The sequence below is a fragment of the Tessaracoccus bendigoensis DSM 12906 genome (genome assembly GCF_900141915.1).
In the GTDB taxonomy this organism is placed as follows: domain Bacteria; phylum Actinomycetota; class Actinomycetes; order Propionibacteriales; family Propionibacteriaceae; genus Arachnia; species Arachnia bendigoensis.
The window spans coordinates 19,020-34,478 of record NZ_FQZG01000007.1 but is presented as its reverse complement, the minus strand read 5'-3'; the positions used below and the strand labels follow the sequence as shown (position 1 = coordinate 34,478).

General features: G+C 66.2%; 19 protein-coding genes and 1 pseudogene. 12 read left to right on the top strand and 8 right to left on the bottom strand.

Annotation, left to right across the window (positions count from 1 at the left end):
• Positions 1 to 74: 74 nt before the first annotated feature.
• Together BUC15_RS02335 and BUC15_RS02330 are read left to right on the top strand one after the other, a co-directional pair.
• Entirely contained in the window at positions 75 to 770 is a 696-nt protein-coding gene (locus BUC15_RS02335) for a hypothetical protein (protein WP_073185952.1), read from the top strand.
• A 19-nt stretch (positions 771 to 789) separates the two neighbouring features.
• Entirely contained in the window at positions 790 to 1,263 is a 474-nt protein-coding gene (locus BUC15_RS02330) for a GNAT family N-acetyltransferase (protein ID WP_073185951.1), read from the top strand.
• A 148-nt stretch (positions 1,264 to 1,411) separates the two neighbouring features.
• On the opposite strand, the gene BUC15_RS20225 is transcribed toward BUC15_RS02330, so the two are convergent.
• Positions 1,412 to 1,654 (bottom strand): hypothetical protein, encoded by a 243-nt coding sequence (locus BUC15_RS20225; RefSeq protein WP_073185950.1) that lies wholly within the window; start codon positions 1,652 to 1,654, stop codon positions 1,412 to 1,414.
• On the opposite strand from BUC15_RS20225, the pseudogene BUC15_RS21170 reads away from it, so the two are divergent.
• The 9 genes and pseudogenes from BUC15_RS21170 to BUC15_RS02280 all read left to right on the top strand — a co-directional run.
• Positions 1,636 to 1,998: pseudogene (locus BUC15_RS21170) on the top strand (relaxase domain-containing protein); the annotation flags it as partial. The gene BUC15_RS20225 and the pseudogene BUC15_RS21170 sit on opposite strands and share 19 nt — an antisense overlap.
• A gap of 28 nt (positions 1,999 to 2,026) precedes the next feature.
• The gene (locus tag BUC15_RS20215; RefSeq protein ID WP_245787858.1) at positions 2,027 to 2,902 is read left to right on the top strand and encodes a hypothetical protein; all 876 of its coding nucleotides are present in this window, start codon (positions 2,027 to 2,029) and stop codon (positions 2,900 to 2,902) included.
• Positions 2,874 to 4,124: a hypothetical protein gene (locus BUC15_RS20210; protein ID WP_073185947.1), complete on the top strand. Its 1,251-nt coding sequence runs from the start codon at positions 2,874 to 2,876 to the stop codon at positions 4,122 to 4,124. The genes BUC15_RS20215 and BUC15_RS20210 overlap by 29 nt, the downstream gene beginning before the upstream one ends.
• 7 nt (positions 4,125 to 4,131) lie before the next feature.
• On the top strand, positions 4,132 to 4,470 hold the full coding sequence (locus tag BUC15_RS02305) for an ArsR/SmtB family transcription factor (RefSeq protein WP_073185946.1): 339 nt from the start codon (positions 4,132 to 4,134) through the stop codon (positions 4,468 to 4,470).
• Complete coding sequence (locus tag BUC15_RS02300; RefSeq protein WP_073185945.1) at positions 4,467 to 4,898, top strand: SRPBCC family protein; 432 nt, start codon at positions 4,467 to 4,469, stop codon at positions 4,896 to 4,898. Before BUC15_RS02305 ends, BUC15_RS02300 begins: the two co-directional genes overlap by 4 nt.
• Complete coding sequence (locus BUC15_RS02295; protein WP_073185944.1) at positions 4,891 to 5,277, top strand: hypothetical protein; 387 nt, start codon at positions 4,891 to 4,893, stop codon at positions 5,275 to 5,277. Before BUC15_RS02300 ends, BUC15_RS02295 begins: the two co-directional genes overlap by 8 nt.
• Before the next feature lie 225 nt (positions 5,278 to 5,502).
• On the top strand, positions 5,503 to 6,105 hold the full coding sequence (locus BUC15_RS02290; RefSeq protein ID WP_073185943.1) for an NYN domain-containing protein: 603 nt from the start codon (positions 5,503 to 5,505) through the stop codon (positions 6,103 to 6,105).
• A 668-nt stretch (positions 6,106 to 6,773) separates the two neighbouring features.
• Positions 6,774 to 7,529, top strand: a complete 756-nt coding sequence (locus tag BUC15_RS02285) for a helix-turn-helix domain-containing protein (RefSeq protein WP_073185942.1) — start codon at positions 6,774 to 6,776, stop codon at positions 7,527 to 7,529.
• Between the two features lie 76 nt (positions 7,530 to 7,605).
• Positions 7,606 to 8,856: an alpha/beta fold hydrolase gene (locus tag BUC15_RS02280; protein WP_073185941.1), complete on the top strand. Its 1,251-nt coding sequence runs from the start codon at positions 7,606 to 7,608 to the stop codon at positions 8,854 to 8,856.
• A 73-nt stretch (positions 8,857 to 8,929) separates the two neighbouring features.
• Here the strand turns inward: BUC15_RS02280 and BUC15_RS02275 are convergent, their stop codons facing one another.
• From BUC15_RS02275 to BUC15_RS02250, 6 genes are all read right to left on the bottom strand, one after another.
• Positions 8,930 to 9,682 (bottom strand): ABC transporter permease, encoded by a 753-nt coding sequence (locus BUC15_RS02275; protein WP_073185940.1) that lies wholly within the window; start codon positions 9,680 to 9,682, stop codon positions 8,930 to 8,932.
• Position 9,683: 1 nt separating this feature from the next.
• Positions 9,684 to 10,433: an ABC transporter ATP-binding protein gene (locus tag BUC15_RS02270; protein WP_073185939.1), complete on the bottom strand. Its 750-nt coding sequence runs from the start codon at positions 10,431 to 10,433 to the stop codon at positions 9,684 to 9,686.
• A gap of 104 nt (positions 10,434 to 10,537) precedes the next feature.
• Positions 10,538 to 11,251, bottom strand: coding sequence for a hypothetical protein (locus BUC15_RS02265; RefSeq protein WP_139280060.1), 714 nt, complete (start codon positions 11,249 to 11,251; stop codon positions 10,538 to 10,540).
• Positions 11,248 to 11,685 (bottom strand): hypothetical protein, encoded by a 438-nt coding sequence (locus BUC15_RS02260; protein WP_073185937.1) that lies wholly within the window; start codon positions 11,683 to 11,685, stop codon positions 11,248 to 11,250. Before BUC15_RS02260 ends, BUC15_RS02265 begins: the two co-directional genes overlap by 4 nt.
• A gap of 469 nt (positions 11,686 to 12,154) precedes the next feature.
• Complete coding sequence (locus BUC15_RS02255) at positions 12,155 to 12,976, bottom strand: ABC transporter permease (protein ID WP_084189293.1); 822 nt, start codon at positions 12,974 to 12,976, stop codon at positions 12,155 to 12,157.
• Positions 12,973 to 13,932, bottom strand: coding sequence for an ATP-binding cassette domain-containing protein (locus tag BUC15_RS02250; RefSeq protein ID WP_073185936.1), 960 nt, complete (start codon positions 13,930 to 13,932; stop codon positions 12,973 to 12,975). The genes BUC15_RS02255 and BUC15_RS02250 overlap by 4 nt, the downstream gene beginning before the upstream one ends.
• A gap of 60 nt (positions 13,933 to 13,992) precedes the next feature.
• Here BUC15_RS02250 and BUC15_RS02245 point away from each other — a divergent pair, with 60 nt between their 5' ends.
• Positions 13,993 to 14,820, top strand: a complete 828-nt coding sequence (locus tag BUC15_RS02245) for a TetR/AcrR family transcriptional regulator (RefSeq protein ID WP_073185935.1) — start codon at positions 13,993 to 13,995, stop codon at positions 14,818 to 14,820.
• A 66-nt stretch (positions 14,821 to 14,886) separates the two neighbouring features.
• Here BUC15_RS02245 and BUC15_RS02240 read toward each other — a convergent pair whose 3' ends face one another.
• Positions 14,887 to 15,393, bottom strand: coding sequence for a VOC family protein (locus BUC15_RS02240; protein ID WP_073185934.1), 507 nt, complete (start codon positions 15,391 to 15,393; stop codon positions 14,887 to 14,889).
• Between the last annotated feature and the right edge of the window lie 66 nt (positions 15,394 to 15,459).

The following is a 15,459-nucleotide window of genomic DNA, read 5'->3' as shown; positions in this document are numbered from 1 at the left end:
CATATCAAGGTAGCACGCTCTTGGCGTAACGGCCATTGTTTGAGATGAATCACAGGTTCCACTACCCTGGAGGCATGAGTCAAGACGTGGAGGACGTTCCGCTGCTGGTTGCTGAAGACCTGCCACCGGGCTGGGTCATGCCCGATCCTCCCGTGGTCGCATCTTCCGCCGAGTCGGTCGCCATTGATGCCGCGCTGAAGTACGACAAGCGGAGATATCCGACGCCAGGGCCGGACGGGGAACTGGCCGGGTACAACGATGGCCGCGATGGTCGCTGGTTCCTCATCCAGCACGTCCAGTCCTACACGCGCGTGCTGCTCCGGTTGCAACGGCAGTACCTCATGCACCAGGAGCCGATGGGTGAGGTACGGATCACGGGGATCATCTACCTGCCCGAACAGGCCGGTGACCCGGTGGCAAGCCCCATGCTCCGAAACCTTCCCACGTCGAGGATCGAGGCGGCGATCAACCGCCGCCAGTTCACCGTCACCGGAGCCACCCGCTTCGAGGGCGGCACGCTCACCATGCCCTCTGGCCGCATCATGCGCGCCGAGGACGTGATGAAACCGCTCGGGAACCCGAAACGAACCCCGGACTTCTACGAGGTCGTCGCTTTGCAGCACACCCGCCTCGTGGATGACGGGGAGGTGAACCCGACGGCGAAAATGGCGGAGATCAGCCGGGTGCCGCTCTCGACCGCGCAGGGCTGGGTCGCCCGCGCCCGCCGCAAAGGGCTCCTCCCGCCCGGACGCCGAGGCCGCGCTGGATAGCCCGACGAAAACGTGTGGCATGACTGATGTTTCCGTGAGGATCGCGACGGCGGCAGACCGCGACTTGCTCGCGCGAGCGATGCTCGACAACCTGAACTGGAACGGCCCGTGCTTCACGATGCGCGAGGTCGAGCAAACCCGGCAGTTTCGCCACTATTACGACAACTGGCCGAGCGACCAGGATTTCGGCCTCGTCGCCGAGAGCGCCGACAGCATGGCTGTCGCAGCGGTCTGGCTCCGCTACTTCACCGCAGACGACCCCGGCTACGGGTTCGTCGCTGCGACCATCCCGGAGCTGAGCATCTGGGTCGATGCCGAGCACCGGGGCCAAGGCGTCGGCGGGCTGCTCCTGCACCAGGTGACTGAGGTAGCCCGATCCCGTGGCGTTCCGGCGATCAGTCTCTCGGTCGAGGAAGGCAACCCTGCCGTGCGACTCTACAACCGGCACGGGTTCCAACCGCACCGAACGGTACACCTGGCTGCCTGCTCATAGAACTCTGACGCCACCAACACCCCGTCTTCGCCGCCCGCCGTCGCCTTCCACGCGCACCCTTCCGTCGCCCGACTGCCTCATAACCTCCCAGGTTCTCGCCTCCCTCACAGAGAATGGACGCAATTTAAGTGCCGTAGTTGCTGATACGCTAGATGGCCAGTGAGGCAGGCGCAGGGTGGTGGTTGTGATGCAGGGCGGTGTCCTCCCGTTCCGGGGTACCGGGGCTGATGCGCTGCGCTATGTCGAGGCCGACCGTGCCCGCGCTGACGACTACTACTTGGGCGCGGAAGCGACCGTCGCGCAGTTCGCTCAGCTTGACGGGTCGGGCGTGGTGGCTGCTGAGGTGGGTCTTGAACCCGAGTTGTATGCGGGGTGGGTGGACTGGACGCATCCGCTCACCGGGGAGCAGATGGGCAAGCCTCGTCGGGCCGGGTCGGATCGGCAGGCCTCGCCCCGGTTCATGGCAATGGTCATCAACGCCCCAAGTCGTTGTCGATCGCCGCCGCCCTGCACCCCGAGGTGTCGGCGGCGCTGCATGCGGCCCAGCAGGACGCGCTCTCGGAGATTCGGCGCTGGCTCGCTCTCCGCTCGGTGACTCGCGTGGGGTCGCTGGGGGCGCAGGAGGTCGTACCCATCGAGCAGATGTACGTCGTCGGGATCACGCACCGCACGTCGCGGGCAGGCGATCCACACCGGCATATCCATATGCAGATCGGGATGAGGGTGTGGGCGGCGGGCAAGTGGCGGGTTGAACGGTGGGGCGTTGTTCCGGCAGCAGGACGCGATCCGCGCCCTCGGTACTGCCGTGATCGCCGCCAGCCCCGAGCTTGCCGAGGTGCTGGATCGGCACGGCCTGACCCTCGACCCGGCAACCGGCGAAGTGGTCGAGTTACAGCCGTTCAACGCCTTGATGAGCAAGCGGGGTGTGCAGGTGCGCCGCAACCTCGACCGCCTCGAAGCGAAATGGCACGAAGCTCACCCCGGCGAGAGTATCGGGCCGGTCGTCGCCTCGCGCCTGCGAGCTGAGGCGTGGGCGTACGAGCGGCCCGCGAAGAAGCCCACCACGCTGGGCGATGAGGCCGCATGGGTGACCGAGCTACGCGCGGCCGGATACGACCCCGACACCTTGCAACGGCCAACGCCTATTGCGTTGGTGTCGCTTGATGATCTGAGCGTGCAGGTGGTTGCGTCGCGCACGCTGGATCGTTGCGCCGCCGCTGCATCGGCGTGGACGGCGCACACCGTGACCGAGCACGCGACCCGGATCATGACCGAGTACGGTGTGCGAGCGACCCCTGCGGAGATACGCGACTTCATCACGGTCGTGTCGCGTCTGGCGTTGGAGGACTGCTTCACGATCCTCCCACCCGATGCACCCCGACCCGAGTATGTGGCGCATTGGACGAGCGTGCGCGTCATGCAAGCCGAAACCGATCTCCGCGACCTCATCACCGCCCGAGTGCCCGACGATGAGCCGGCGGTGCCGGACGTGCAGGAGCTGGCGCAGTCCGCCGGCCTCGACGCAGGCCAGGCCGAGGCCGCCGCAGCCCTCGCTTCCACCGACCCGCTCGTGATCGTAGAGGGAGCAGCGGGTAGCGGGGAAGACGACGATGCTCGCCACCGCAATCACCGCAAGTAGTGAGCGGGGCAAGTTGTCGCGGGTGGTGACGCCGACGAAGAAAGCCGCTGATGTTGCGCAACACGAACTCGGCACCCCCACCGCGTCCGTCGCGGCGCTTGTGCATGCGCACGGTTGGCGCTGGAACCGTGACGGCGTATGGACACGCCTCACACCCGGCGACACCGACCCCGAGACCGGGCGCACCTACACCGGAGTGCCGAAAGCCTCGCAGCTCGCACCCGGTGAGTGGGTGGACCTGATCCAGACCCGGAAGAACGACACCAGCCTCGGGTTGGCGAACCGGCAACTCTGGATCGTCCAACACGTCACCGACCACGGGGCGCTGTGGGCGGTCGAGGCAGGCAGCGGGCGAAAGCGAGAGCACACGGTCAGCCTGCCTGCCGCCTACGTCACCGAGCACACCCATCTCGCCTACGCCTCGACCGCCTACGGGGTGCAGGGCGTCACCGCGCCGGGATCGCACACCATCCTCAGCGACGCGATGAGCGGAGCCGCCGTCTACGTCGGTATGACCCGGGGCAAGCAAGAAGACCAGTTGCACATCATCGCTGAGAACACCGCCGACGCCCGGCAACAGTTCATCGACGCGGTAGAGCGCGACCGCGCCGACCGAGGACGCACCCACGCCACCCAGCAAGCGGCGGAAGCGGTTTGGGGTCTGGTCGACGACGGCCCCGTGAAGATCGTCAACACCGAGATAGCAGCCCTCACCGCGCAGGCCGAACACGCCGAACGGCGGGCAGCACTCTGGGAGCAAGCAGCCGATACACTCGCCGAACTCCGCGAGCCGCAGCGCTATGAGCGCGACCACGCAGCAGGCGCGAGCGATGCCGCGACCCAGCAGCTCGAGCGCGTGCGCGGCGAGGTTGCCGCCCCGCTCACCGAGCAGGCATCGGCGGCGTTGGCCGAGTGGCAGGCCGCCGACACCGCACAACGAGCCGCCCGCGACCGGCTGCGCACGGTCGGCAGGTTCGGCAAGCGCCGCGCCACCAAAGCGCACCGGACCGCGCAGACCCTTGCCCACGACGCCGAGCAGCGACTGACGAGCGCATGGGGCGAGCCGCCCCGCTGGAACGAGGACAATGCGGCCTGGGTCGAGCGCGTCACCCGGCCACGCATCGACGCCGACCCTCGCGTGACCGAAGCGACCGTACAGCAGGAGCCAGGCAGTAGAGCTATCGCCGGTCGCATTGATTCATCGGTAGTTACCTATATATGATGAATGCGTGACCAGACCTCCTGCAGTCCGTGATGTGTTCAGTGCGATTGGGCACCCGCGTCGTCGCGCGATCATGAGCGCACTGGCTACCGGCAACCGCGCTGTTTCTGAGCTTGTCCTCACCGTCGGGGGCTCTCAACCCACCGTCTCTGAGCATCTGGCGCAGCTGCGCAAGGTCGGGCTGGTGACCTACGCCAAACGCGGCCGCGAGCGCGTGTACTGCCTTGAGATGGCACCGCTGCACGACATCACCGATTGGCTCAGCTCGCTCGAAACGTTCTGGGACGACCGCTTCGAGCGGCTCGGCTACACCATCCAGACACTGCAACAGGAAGAAGACACATGAGCAACATCTACCGAACCGCAGAGTTCGCGATTCCAGCCGCAACTCTCTGGCGCGCGCTCACCGAGCCGGAACTGCTGTCAACGTGGCTCATGCCGAATGACTTCCACCCAGAAGTGGGGCACCAGTTCACAATGACCACCGACCCGGCACCGCTGTTCGACGGCACCGTGCACCTCGAAGTGCTCGAACTCGAACCGCCGCACCGCATGGCGTGGTCGTGGAAAGGCGGCCCCATCGATACGATCGTGACGTTCACGATCACCGAGCTCAGCCCCACATCATGCCGGTTCGAGTTCTTGCAAGACGGCTTCCGCGGCCTGGGCGCCGAGTTCGCGCGCATGTTCTTGCGCGGGGGCTGGCGCAAGCTGCATCCGCTGCTGCGGGCGGTTGTGCAGACACTCGACTATGAAAGCACGACCAATGACTGACACCGACGCTCGCGCGCGCAAGCTGCAACTCAAACCGGGCAGCACGCTCTGGATCTGGCCGGTCGGCACCGCCACCGAGCACCTGGCTGTCTCCGGTTTCGAGGGCACGGACATTGACGAAGCGGATGTCGCGATCATCTTCGCAGCGAATCAAGCAGAGGTCGACGAGGTGCTGGCCGAGCACGGCGATGCGCTCGCCAAGACACGGGTGGTCTGGATTGTCTACGCGAAAGGCAACAAGACCGATATGAACCGTGACACCCTGTGGGTGCAACTTGCCGAACACGGCTTCAAGGCCGTCTCGCAAGTCTCATACAGCACCACGCTCTCGGCACTCCGCGTGCGACTGCTCAAAGACAGCGAACGCGCACCGGCATGACGCTCGGTGCCGCCGCCTGCGGGGTCGGTGCCCGGGCGCGGGCCACCGACCGCGAGCCATGGCGGGCCAGGCATTGGCGTCGCACCGACTGCCAGACAAGAAGCAGCCCGGGAGAACTGACTGACTGATCCCACTCGCGGGTCTTGATGGGGTATGCTTGTCTTATTCTGCCCCGCCGTCCTCCTGGGATTGGCGGGGATTTTTTTCCTACCCAGCGGAGGATGGATGAGCGACACCGTGGATCGGGTGGTGGTCTTCATGGACTACCAGAACGTCCACGGCTGGGCGCGCCGCCAGTTCCTCCCGTTCGGTGCCGACCCGAGCGAGGGGCACGTCTTCCCGCTCAAGATCGGCGAACTGCTCGCAGGGCGGCGACGGCGTGAGAGCGAACTGATGGAAGTGCGCGTCTACCGTGGCCGTCCGAACCCGGAACGTCAGCCCGGTGCTGCCGCCGCGAACGACCGGCAGACGGCCATGTGGGAACGCTCCGATCAGGTCACCGTGATCCGCCGCAACCTCCAGTATCCCTCCGACTACCCTGCTTCCCGCGCCTCGGAGAAGGGCATCGACGTCGCAATTGCGGTGGACATGATCCGACTGGGGATGTCCGGCTATATGGATACCGCGATCCTGTTCTCCTCCGACAATGACCTGATGCCCGCCGTCGAAGTGCTCTGGACGATGCCGCAGTGCCATGTCGAGGTCGCCTCCTGGTCAGGTGCGCATCGCGTCCGCTTCCCGGGCACCCAGCAGCCTTGGTGTCACCACCTGAACGAGAGCGACTTCCAGGCGGTGCGCGACACCTACGACTACTCGATCCACGAGTAGCAACCGATCACGCTGGGCGCGTCTTCGCCCACACCGTGCCTCTGTGAATCCCGAACCGGCACGCCAGCGCGTTCACGCTGACCCCCTGCGCGCGGGCTGTTCGCATAGCGTCCCTTCGATGTCGGTGAGCCGTGTTCGAGGTCGTTTATTTGGTTCCGCCGACGCCCCGATCAGAGGGTCGTCCGGCTCTCCGATAGAGTCGGCATCGTCGCAAACCCCTTGATTCCACGCGGAAACTAGCCGCTCAACCCGTGGTCGCCTGTTCCTGTAGCGCTCCATTGCGTCCACCCAAGTTGTCCTACGGGAGCACGCGAAATCAGAGGATGCGGAGTGTTCCCGTTGGTTTCCTTGCCTACGTTCGCCTCGTTGCTGCTGGTTGCGGCCGGTTCTGCGAGCTGCGGGCGTAGCTGCTCGTCCTCGACGATTTCCAGCCGCGTGTAGAACGCGTGGTTCGCCAGCCTCCTGCTCCCGTCGTCGGAATGCGCGTAGGCGCGTGCGTGGGCTTGCGAGGAGGTTCGTGATCTGCTCGGCGCTCACGTTCTCGGAGTCGATAGGCACCACGATGCGCGAAGAGTTTGCTGCCATGCCTCAAGCATGGAACCTTCGACGCCGAGGCGGGGTTCGCGACCGACGCACCCCGAGACGATCGGCGCTCGTAGGATGGGGCCATGTCGCAGGTCGCCGAGATGCCCGATGGGGCCGAGGCGTGCGTGCTCCCCGAAGGCTACGGCTACCGCCCCGCCCGGGTGCCGCTCGCGACGATGGTGTGGTGGGCGACGATCGACGAGGACTCCACGTACACCGACGCGGCGAACGAGTTCTGGGGCCTCGCCTTCGGCACCCGCGCCGACGGCACGCCGACCGCGACCCTGGCCGGGCCGTCGACCGCGCCCCGGGAGTTGGTGCTCTCGGCGGGCGAGCGGGCCTGGGGCGTCGAGTTCGCGCCGCACACGTTTCTGCGCGGCCTGGACGTGAAACCCATCGACGAGCTGCGCGAGCTCGAGACCGACGGGCGCTGGTTCGTGCTCGCCGGCACGCGCTACCCCGCGCCGAGCCTCGACGGCCTCGAGCGGCTCGTGCAGCAGCTGGCGACGCAGGGCGTTCTCGTCGCCGACCCGCTCGTCGAGCGCGCGCTCAGCGAGCGGCGCTTCGTCGGCTCGGAGCGCACGGTGCGCCGGCAGATGGCGGGCACGGTCGGCCTCGGCCGCAAGAACGTCGAGCAGCTGCGCCGCGCCCGCGAGGCCTACCGCCTCCTGCAATCGGGCCTGCCCGCCGCAGAGGCCGCCGTCGCCGCCGGCTACACCGACCAGTCGCACATGACTCGCGACTTCCGACTCTTCGCCGGGGCGACGCCCGGGCAGATCCTGCGCGGCGACATGAGCCCGTTCGACAGCAGGGAGGTCGGCGGCACCGAGGTCGGCTGAAACCGTGGCCGATTCTTCCAATCGGTGAGCGGGTCGGGCGACGGATCCTGGATGCACCGAGTGAAAGGAACCCCTCATGAACACCGCGACCACCCCCAGCACCGAGCTGCCCCGCGTCTCGCAGGAGGCCCTCGACGCCCTCGATGCGAGGGTGACGGCGGTGCAGCTGCCCCGCATCGTGCCCGCGGCCGCGCAGGCGCCCGGCCACGACCAGTCGCGCCAGCGCAGCCTGCTTGAGCGGTGGCGGGGCGGCTTTGACTGGCGGGAGGTAGAGGATCGCATCGCGGGTCTCGGCTACGTCGAGACGAGGAGCGACGACGGGCGCAGGATCGCCGCGATCCGCGCGCGCGCCGAGGCGCCGACCGGTGCGCCGATCCTGCTCATCCACGGCTGGCCCGACTCGCCACTGCGCTTTATCGACCTGATCCCGCTGCTCACCGCCGCCGGCCACGACGTCGTGGCCCCCGCGATCGCCGGGTTCTGGCTCAGCGACGAGCCGGAAGGGGAGATGTCTCGCGACATCCCCGCCGCCGATTTCCACGCCCTTATGCAGGCGCTCGGCTACGAGCGCTACGCGGTGCACGCCGGCGACTGGGGCAGCGCCGTCGCGCAGACCATCGCCCAGCAGCACCCGGAAGGCATCATCGCGCTGCACCTCACCGACGTGCCGTTCGACCTCGCCTACACGATCGACAAGGCGACGGCCGGCCCGGCCGAGGCCGCGTACCTCGAGTCGATCGAGAAGTTCGGCGATGAGGCCCTGTACCTCACCGCGAACACGATGCAGCCGAACATGGTCGCGACCGTGCTGGCCGACACCCCGTTCGGCCTCGCGACCTGGCTCGGCAGCCTCTACGACGCCTGGTCCGAGAGCCGCATCGCCGACGACCACGTGATCGCGAACGCCGCACTGATGCACCTGACCTCGACGGTGCGCTCGGCGATGCGGCTCTACTCCGAGCCCGCGATGAGCTGGGAGGCCGGTGACGACGCCGGCTGGGCCGACGCCGACTGGGGCGATGCCGAGGCCGGCGGCGAAGGATCGTGGGAGCAGGCCGCCGACGTAGCGGGCCCCGGCGATGCCGAGGCCGCCGACTGGGGCGATGCCGCTGGCTGGGCGCCCGCCGCCGTCACCGTGCCCACGGCGTTCGCGCTGTTCCCCACCGACCTGGCGACGGCGCCGCGCGAGCTTGCCGAGCGCTTCTTCGCCGTCGAGCGCTTCACGATCATGCCGCGCGGTGGCCACTTCGCGGCGCTCGAGGAGCCGGGGCTGGTCGCGGAGGATCTGCTGCAGTTCCTCGCCGGGCTCGGCCACTCTGAGCCATGAGATCGACCGGATGCGGCGTTGTGCACTGTTGAGTCCGACGTAGGCGTCGGTGATGTTCAAGAGGTGTGATCTTCTACGTCCATCGGAAGACCCTGATGGCCAAGGCGCTAGCGAGTAGGGCCCACACGGTCATCACTATGAATGGGAGGAGTGACACGGTGCCGGTGAACCAGGCGTCTGTGAGTGCTTGTGTCATCGCTCCCATTGGTGTGAAGGCGGAGATCGTGCGAATCGTCTCCGGCATCAGCGGGCCGGGGGTCCAGATGCCTGCGGTGAACATCGTCACCATGAACACCAGCAGTCCGAGCCCGTAGGCTGCCTGCGCGCTGGGGGCGACTGCGGCGATGATTGAGCCGAGAGCCATCATGGCGATGGCACCCACGAGGACGATGGCCGTCGCTGCGGCGGGGTTGCGTGGGGTCGAGGTTCCGATGGCGAACCAGGCGACGGACAGCGTCAGCAGGATGGCTGCGCCCAGCGAGAACGCGCTGACCGCCCATTGCGCGAGCAGCACTCGGTGCGCGCCCACAGGGGTCACGCCCAGGCGGCGAAGGATGCCGGTCTCGCGGTAGGAGCCCACCGAGGACGGGTAGTTGGTGATGGCGATGCTGGCCATTGCCACTGCGACAGCCACCGGAACGAAGAAGTCGATGGGGCGCAAATCGGCGAGGGCACGATCGGTTCCGCCCACAGGGTTCGTGGTACCTGGGATGACGTAGGCCTGGAGCATGAGAAGGAGCGCAGGCAGGAGAGCCATGAAGATGCTCGTCGGGTTTCGCAGGAGGAGCAGGGTCTCGACTTTCGTCAGTGCGATGGTGGCGCGCATGTCACATCCCCCGGGCCGTTGATGCGGTGTCTTGGTCGAGCAGTCGCAGGTAGGCGTCCTCAAGTCGATGGGGAGACGTCGACGCATGTGGCGTCGCGTCCATTAGCTCAGTGGGTGAACCGATGAAGCGTGACCGTCCCTTGTCGATAATCGCGATCCGATCGCACAGGCGCTCGGCCTCATCAAGGAAGTGCGTGACGAGAATGACGGTGATTCCACGGTTCCTGATCTGTTCGATCAGCTGCCAGGCATCCCGGCGGCCCTGAGGGTCCAGGCCGGTCGTCAGCTCGTCGAAGACTGCGACCTGTGGTTGCCCGACCAGCGCCAGCGCTATGGAGAGCCGCTGCTGTTGGCCACCCGAGAGCTTCCCGAACGGTCGGCGCCGTTCGCCGGTCATCCCCACCAGATCGAGCATCGAGCCGACATCGGCTGGTGACTCGTAGAACGCTGCGAACAACTCCATCGCTTCACCGACACGTAAAGCGGGCGGCAACGCGGTCGACTGAAGCTGGTACCCGACCCGCTCGCGCACCAAGCTGCGCTGCCGGGCCGGGTCCGCGCCTAGCACTGTGACCTGGCCCCGGTCGGGAGTGATCGTCCCGGCGATGCACTCCACGGTCGTGGTCTTCCCCGCTCCGTTCGGGCCGAGAATGCCGAAGATTTCGTTCTCGTCCACGGCGAAGGTGAGATCGTCGATCGCAAGCACCTCACCGAAGGTCTTGCGAACCGACTCGACACTGATGATTGGCATGGTCTACCACCTCGGCTCACCCCAGAAGCGTTGCGTCACCCCTGGGGTGACATTAGTTTCACACATGCACCCAGAACTGTCAACCCAGGGGCGACAAGGGTGGTTCAGGGCATGTCGATGTTGGGGGGTAGGCAGCGGATGTGGACGGGAATGAGGCGTAGGAGTAGCCACAGCGTGGTCGTGCTCACAATCAGCGCGAACCCGCCAAGCGCCTCGGGCAGGTGGATTGCTGTGCGGCCGAGGATGGCGGATGCGCCCAGTGCGAGTATCGCGAGTGTTAGAGCCCCGGACAGGTCGCCGACCACTATCGGGGAAAGGGCGAACCGGTGGTCGCGAGGGGCGGAACGATCCCAGAGCCAGGTCCCGACGACGATCAGTGCCAGCCCGACCACTACACCCAGCGCAATCGAGCCGACCTGTGTCGGCACGGCGCGAACGCCGAGGCTGGAGACGAAGCCGACCATTGCTCCGGCCAGAAGCGCGACCTCGACGCCCCGTGCCAGCGAAGCGAGGGCGACCGGTTCGTCCCGCCCGGCGTCTTGACGGCGACGTGGTACGTACGCCCACGCGTCGGTGCGGAACTTCCGCTCGACGTAGGCGATCAACGTGACTGCGACGACGGGGCCGAGGACGGGAGTTACGGGATTGTTGCTGACCGCCCATAGGCACAGCATCAGGGCCGTGAGAACCGCCGGCGACACGAAGGCACGCAGGAGTGTCGCCACCAAGTAGTAGCTCCGCGCCTCCTCGATATCGAGCGGATGCAGCAGCGGGGCATCAGGCGCCGAGAAGTCCATCCCATGCGTGCTCCTGGTCATCGGTTCGCCTGCCTCAGTGCATCGCGGAGCTTCGCACCTCCCCGGCCAATCTCGTACACCTTCTGTCGTGACACGCCGAGTTCAGACGCCACTGCTACGGCGCTGAAGTCCTCCAGCAGGGAATCCACTGCAACTGACCGGACGGCCGAGGCCCGCGCAACCAGATGAGAGCAGTAGGCGGCAACCTCCGCAGTCAGCAACGCCACGGCCAACAGACCGCCGAACGGAGTCGCCCAGTCGGAGCGTTCGGACGCCACCGCCTGATGCAGGGCGGCGCCGCCGTCTCGAAGAGTGTCGGCGACGAGCTCGACTGGAACCCCTGCGCCCATGAATCTGGCTCGCACCGCGTCGATGACCGCTTCGTCTGCACGGTGAGCCAGGACGTGGCTCCAGTCGGACAGGCCATGGTCCAGCAGCTCGGCGACAGTTGTCATGCCACGCCCCTTCCTCCGACACTCGATGTAACCCCTGAGTTTACACCTGGTGGGCGAACACCGAATCGGTGTCGGTTGTGTCGCGCTCTCGTGGCTCGCGAGTCCTGCGAGAGTAACGGACTCAGAGACATCTACAAGCAGCGCCGCTAGTTGGCCTTGACCGCGACGTGGAGGTGGTGACCCCGCTATCGTCGCGTGGACCAACACGGCCGATGTGTATCGACGTCCCGCTCGTCGTGTCGATCCAACCGAAGCAAGTGCGTGTCCGGCAACCTGCCGTTCCGTGAAGATCCGCGTCAGGCGTCCGACCTCAACGTCCCGCGCGTGCAAGTCGTGCGGGTCTTCAATCGGATCGCCGTTGCCTGCCGATATGCATCGCGTGCATCCGCCAGGTCTCGGTCGAGCCGCCGATACATCGCCTCAACCGCGGCCTGTTCCGTGTGGACTTCCTGCATCACTTCCGGTTCCTTCACTGTCCCCCGTTTCGGAATCTCCTCGCCTTGAGCGGCAGGAAGGTCGCGGTGAGAAGAAGGGGCCAGATCAGGGCCAGCCCGAGCGCAAACTCACCCGCGACGCTGATTGTCGGCCATGCGGTTTCGCCGAGCAGTTCTCGGACGGCGGTCGCCGTCGCGGAAACGGGATTGAACTCCGCGATCGTGCCCAGCCATGCTGGCATCGACGCGGGGTTCACGAAGACGCTGGAAAAGAAGGCGATGGGCCAGACGAGAACCTGCACGTACGCGACCGACTCGACAGAAGCGCCATACCCGACGTAGAGCCCGATCCATAGCAGCGAGAACCGCAACAGCAGCAGGAGCGCGATGGCCGCCAGCGCGGACCCAGGCGATAGCGCCGTGCGCCAGCCGATCAGCAGCCCAAAGGTCACCATGGCCGCAAGGCTCACCAGCGAGCTGATCGTGTCCGCCATGCAGCGGCCGAGGACAATCGACGCGGCGTTGATCGGGAAGGTGCGGAACCGGTCGTTGACTCCGCGCGCTGCGTCTGCAGCGGCAGTGAGCGTCGTGGTCTCTAGACCGAAGAGCATCGTGACGGCCAACATCCCTGGAATCAGGAAGTCGACGTAGGTTGTGCCCTCGGGTACCTGCAGCGCGCCACCGAACAGGCCGAGGAAGAGCAACGTCACGAAGACAGGGAAGAGCCAGACGATGACCACGGCTCCGAGCTGCGAGCGCCAGGAGCCGATGGTCCGACCGGCGATGATCCATGCTGCTGTGAACAACCCAGGCGCGGCGACAACGGGTGCGCGATGCGCAGTTGATGTGGTGGTCATGCTGACTTCTCCTCGGCGGCCTGCGTGTCGTGTCCCGTGAGGGTCAAGAAGACTTCATCGAGCGATGGCTTACGCATCGTGACTTCGGTGGGGAGGACTATCCCAGCCAGGACCTGAACGCTGCGGGTCAGGTTTTCTGCTTCTGCGTGCAGGGTGATTGTCGTCCTCGTGTCATCGAGCGTGGCGGAAGGATCGACGTCTTGGAGGAGCGGTATCGCGCGGTGCGCGTCAGCCTCATCCTGGAAGTGGAGCTGAATCACGGGTGGCCCGACCATGCTCTTGAGATGGTCCGCGGAACCTTGAGCGACGGCATATCCGCGATCCAGAAGGATGATGTCGTCTGCGAGGCTGTCGGCCTCTTCGAGATACTGCGTGGTCAGCAGGATCGCCGTGCCGTCCGCGACGAGTGACCTGAGCGCACGCCACAGGTCGCGACGTGCCGCTGGGTCTAGCCCCGTGGTGGGCTCATCGACGAAGAGCACGTGCGGACGAACGATCATGCTCGCCGCCACGTCGAGTCGGCGTCGCATGCCTCCGGAGAATCCCTGGACGGCTCGGGTTGCCGCTTCGGTCAGGCCGAACTGACCGGTCAGCTCCTGAGCGCGGCGCATCGCGGCAGAACGGTCTAGGCCGCGAAGCCGCGCGAAGAGGACGAGGTTCTGTATCGCCGTGAGTTGCTCGTCGACGGCAGCCGACTGCCCTACCAAAGCGATGCGCTGGCGTACCTGCTTCGGCTGGGCGCTGACGTCGTACCCGGCAACTCGAGCGTTGCCCCTGTCGAACCGCAGGAGCGTGGACAACCCACGCACGGCGGTCGTCTTGCCGGCGCCGTTGGGACCCAGCAGCGCCAGCACGCGGCCTTGCTCCAGTTCCAGGCTCAGCCGGTGTAGTCCGACCTCGCCATCTCCTCGTCCATAGGTCTTCCCGACCGCTTCCGCTTCAATGACAGCCTTCATACCTCACCTTCCGTACGCCGTATCGTACACCATACGAGCGTACACTGTATCGTACTGTGTATGGCGAAGGACTTGTTCCCAACCGAGGAGGATCGAGACGACGTGGTTGAACACACGGGACGAGGAGACCCGCTGAAGACCATCGCGCTGCTCTGGCACGGCGACAACAGGACAGGGCGGTCCGGGATCAGCTTGGACGCCATCCTCGACGCCGGGATCGAGCTCGCCAACGAGACGGGCATCGACAACCTGTCCATGCGCAAGCTCGCAGAGCGGTTGGGGGTGGGAACGATGTCGCTCTACAGCTTCGTTCCCAGCAAGGCTGAACTCATCGACCTCATGGTGGATCGGGTCAACGGTGAGGCGTACCAGGGCGCGGAGGGTATCGCCGAGCAAGCCACCTGGCGGCAGTCCATCGAAGCAGTTGCCGAGCAGAACTGGCGTCTGCTCGCCCGCCATCGATGGCTCCTCGCCGTCGATGAGGCGCGGCCCGTTCTTGGACCCGGAACGATCGCCAAGTACGACACCGAGCTCCGTCAGCTAGACGGGCTCGGCCTCAACGATGTCGAGATGGATCTGACACTCGCCCTGGTGCTTCAGCATGTGAGGTCCGCTGCGCGCCTAGCGGTCGACCTAACTGACACCAGTCAGGTGACGGGCGATTCTGAGGGCGAGTGGTGGAGCAAGGCCGGTCCAGTGCTTGCTGCGCTGATTGATTCCTCGAAGTACCCACACGCGTCCCGGATCGGGGCCGCCGCCGGACAGGAGTACAACGCGGCCACCGACCCACAGCGTGCCTATCACTTCGGGTTGCGCACCATTCTGGACGGTGTGGAGAAGTTGATGCACGACAGGAGCCGGTCAAACGAGCCGCCGGCGGCGGGTTGATCTGTCCACGACGCCGACACCAAGGCGGCGAGTGCGTGCCAAAGCTGACCAACCCGCGCGGACGTCCTATGAGTACGATGCGGCCCACTCTGCAACCCGGCGGGAGCTCTCTTCTTCGGATAGGTCCTCGACGCGGCTCATTACCGACCAGCGCACGCCGAATGGGTCGCGGATGCTGGCGTAGCGGTCGCCCGAGACGAAGGTGGAGAGCTCTTCGCGGATCGTTGCTCCGGCCGCGACCGCGCGCGCGACGACGGCATCGACATCGGGGACATAGAGTCCGAGGGAGTAGCAGGCCTTGTCGTCTTCCGGCGGGGGCACGAGCTGGTAGTCCGGGCTGGGAACACCCAGCTGGAGTTGGCCGAGTCCGAAGTCGAGGTCGGCGTGAACCAGCTGACCGTTCATCTCGGTGACGTCGATGACGCGTGCGCCGAAGGCGTCGCGGTAGAACTCGATCGCGCCAGCGGCGTCCGTCAGCGCTAGGAAAGGGGTCAGTGAGGTCATGCCGTGAGGCCGACCCTCGGTTGTGAATGAGCCGGTGACTCCCCGGCTTGGTGTTTCTTTCTCTGTCATACAGCCACCGTACGATCGTGACTGCGCCGGCCGCTTGGAGATGCGCGCCACTCTGTCGGCTCGTCT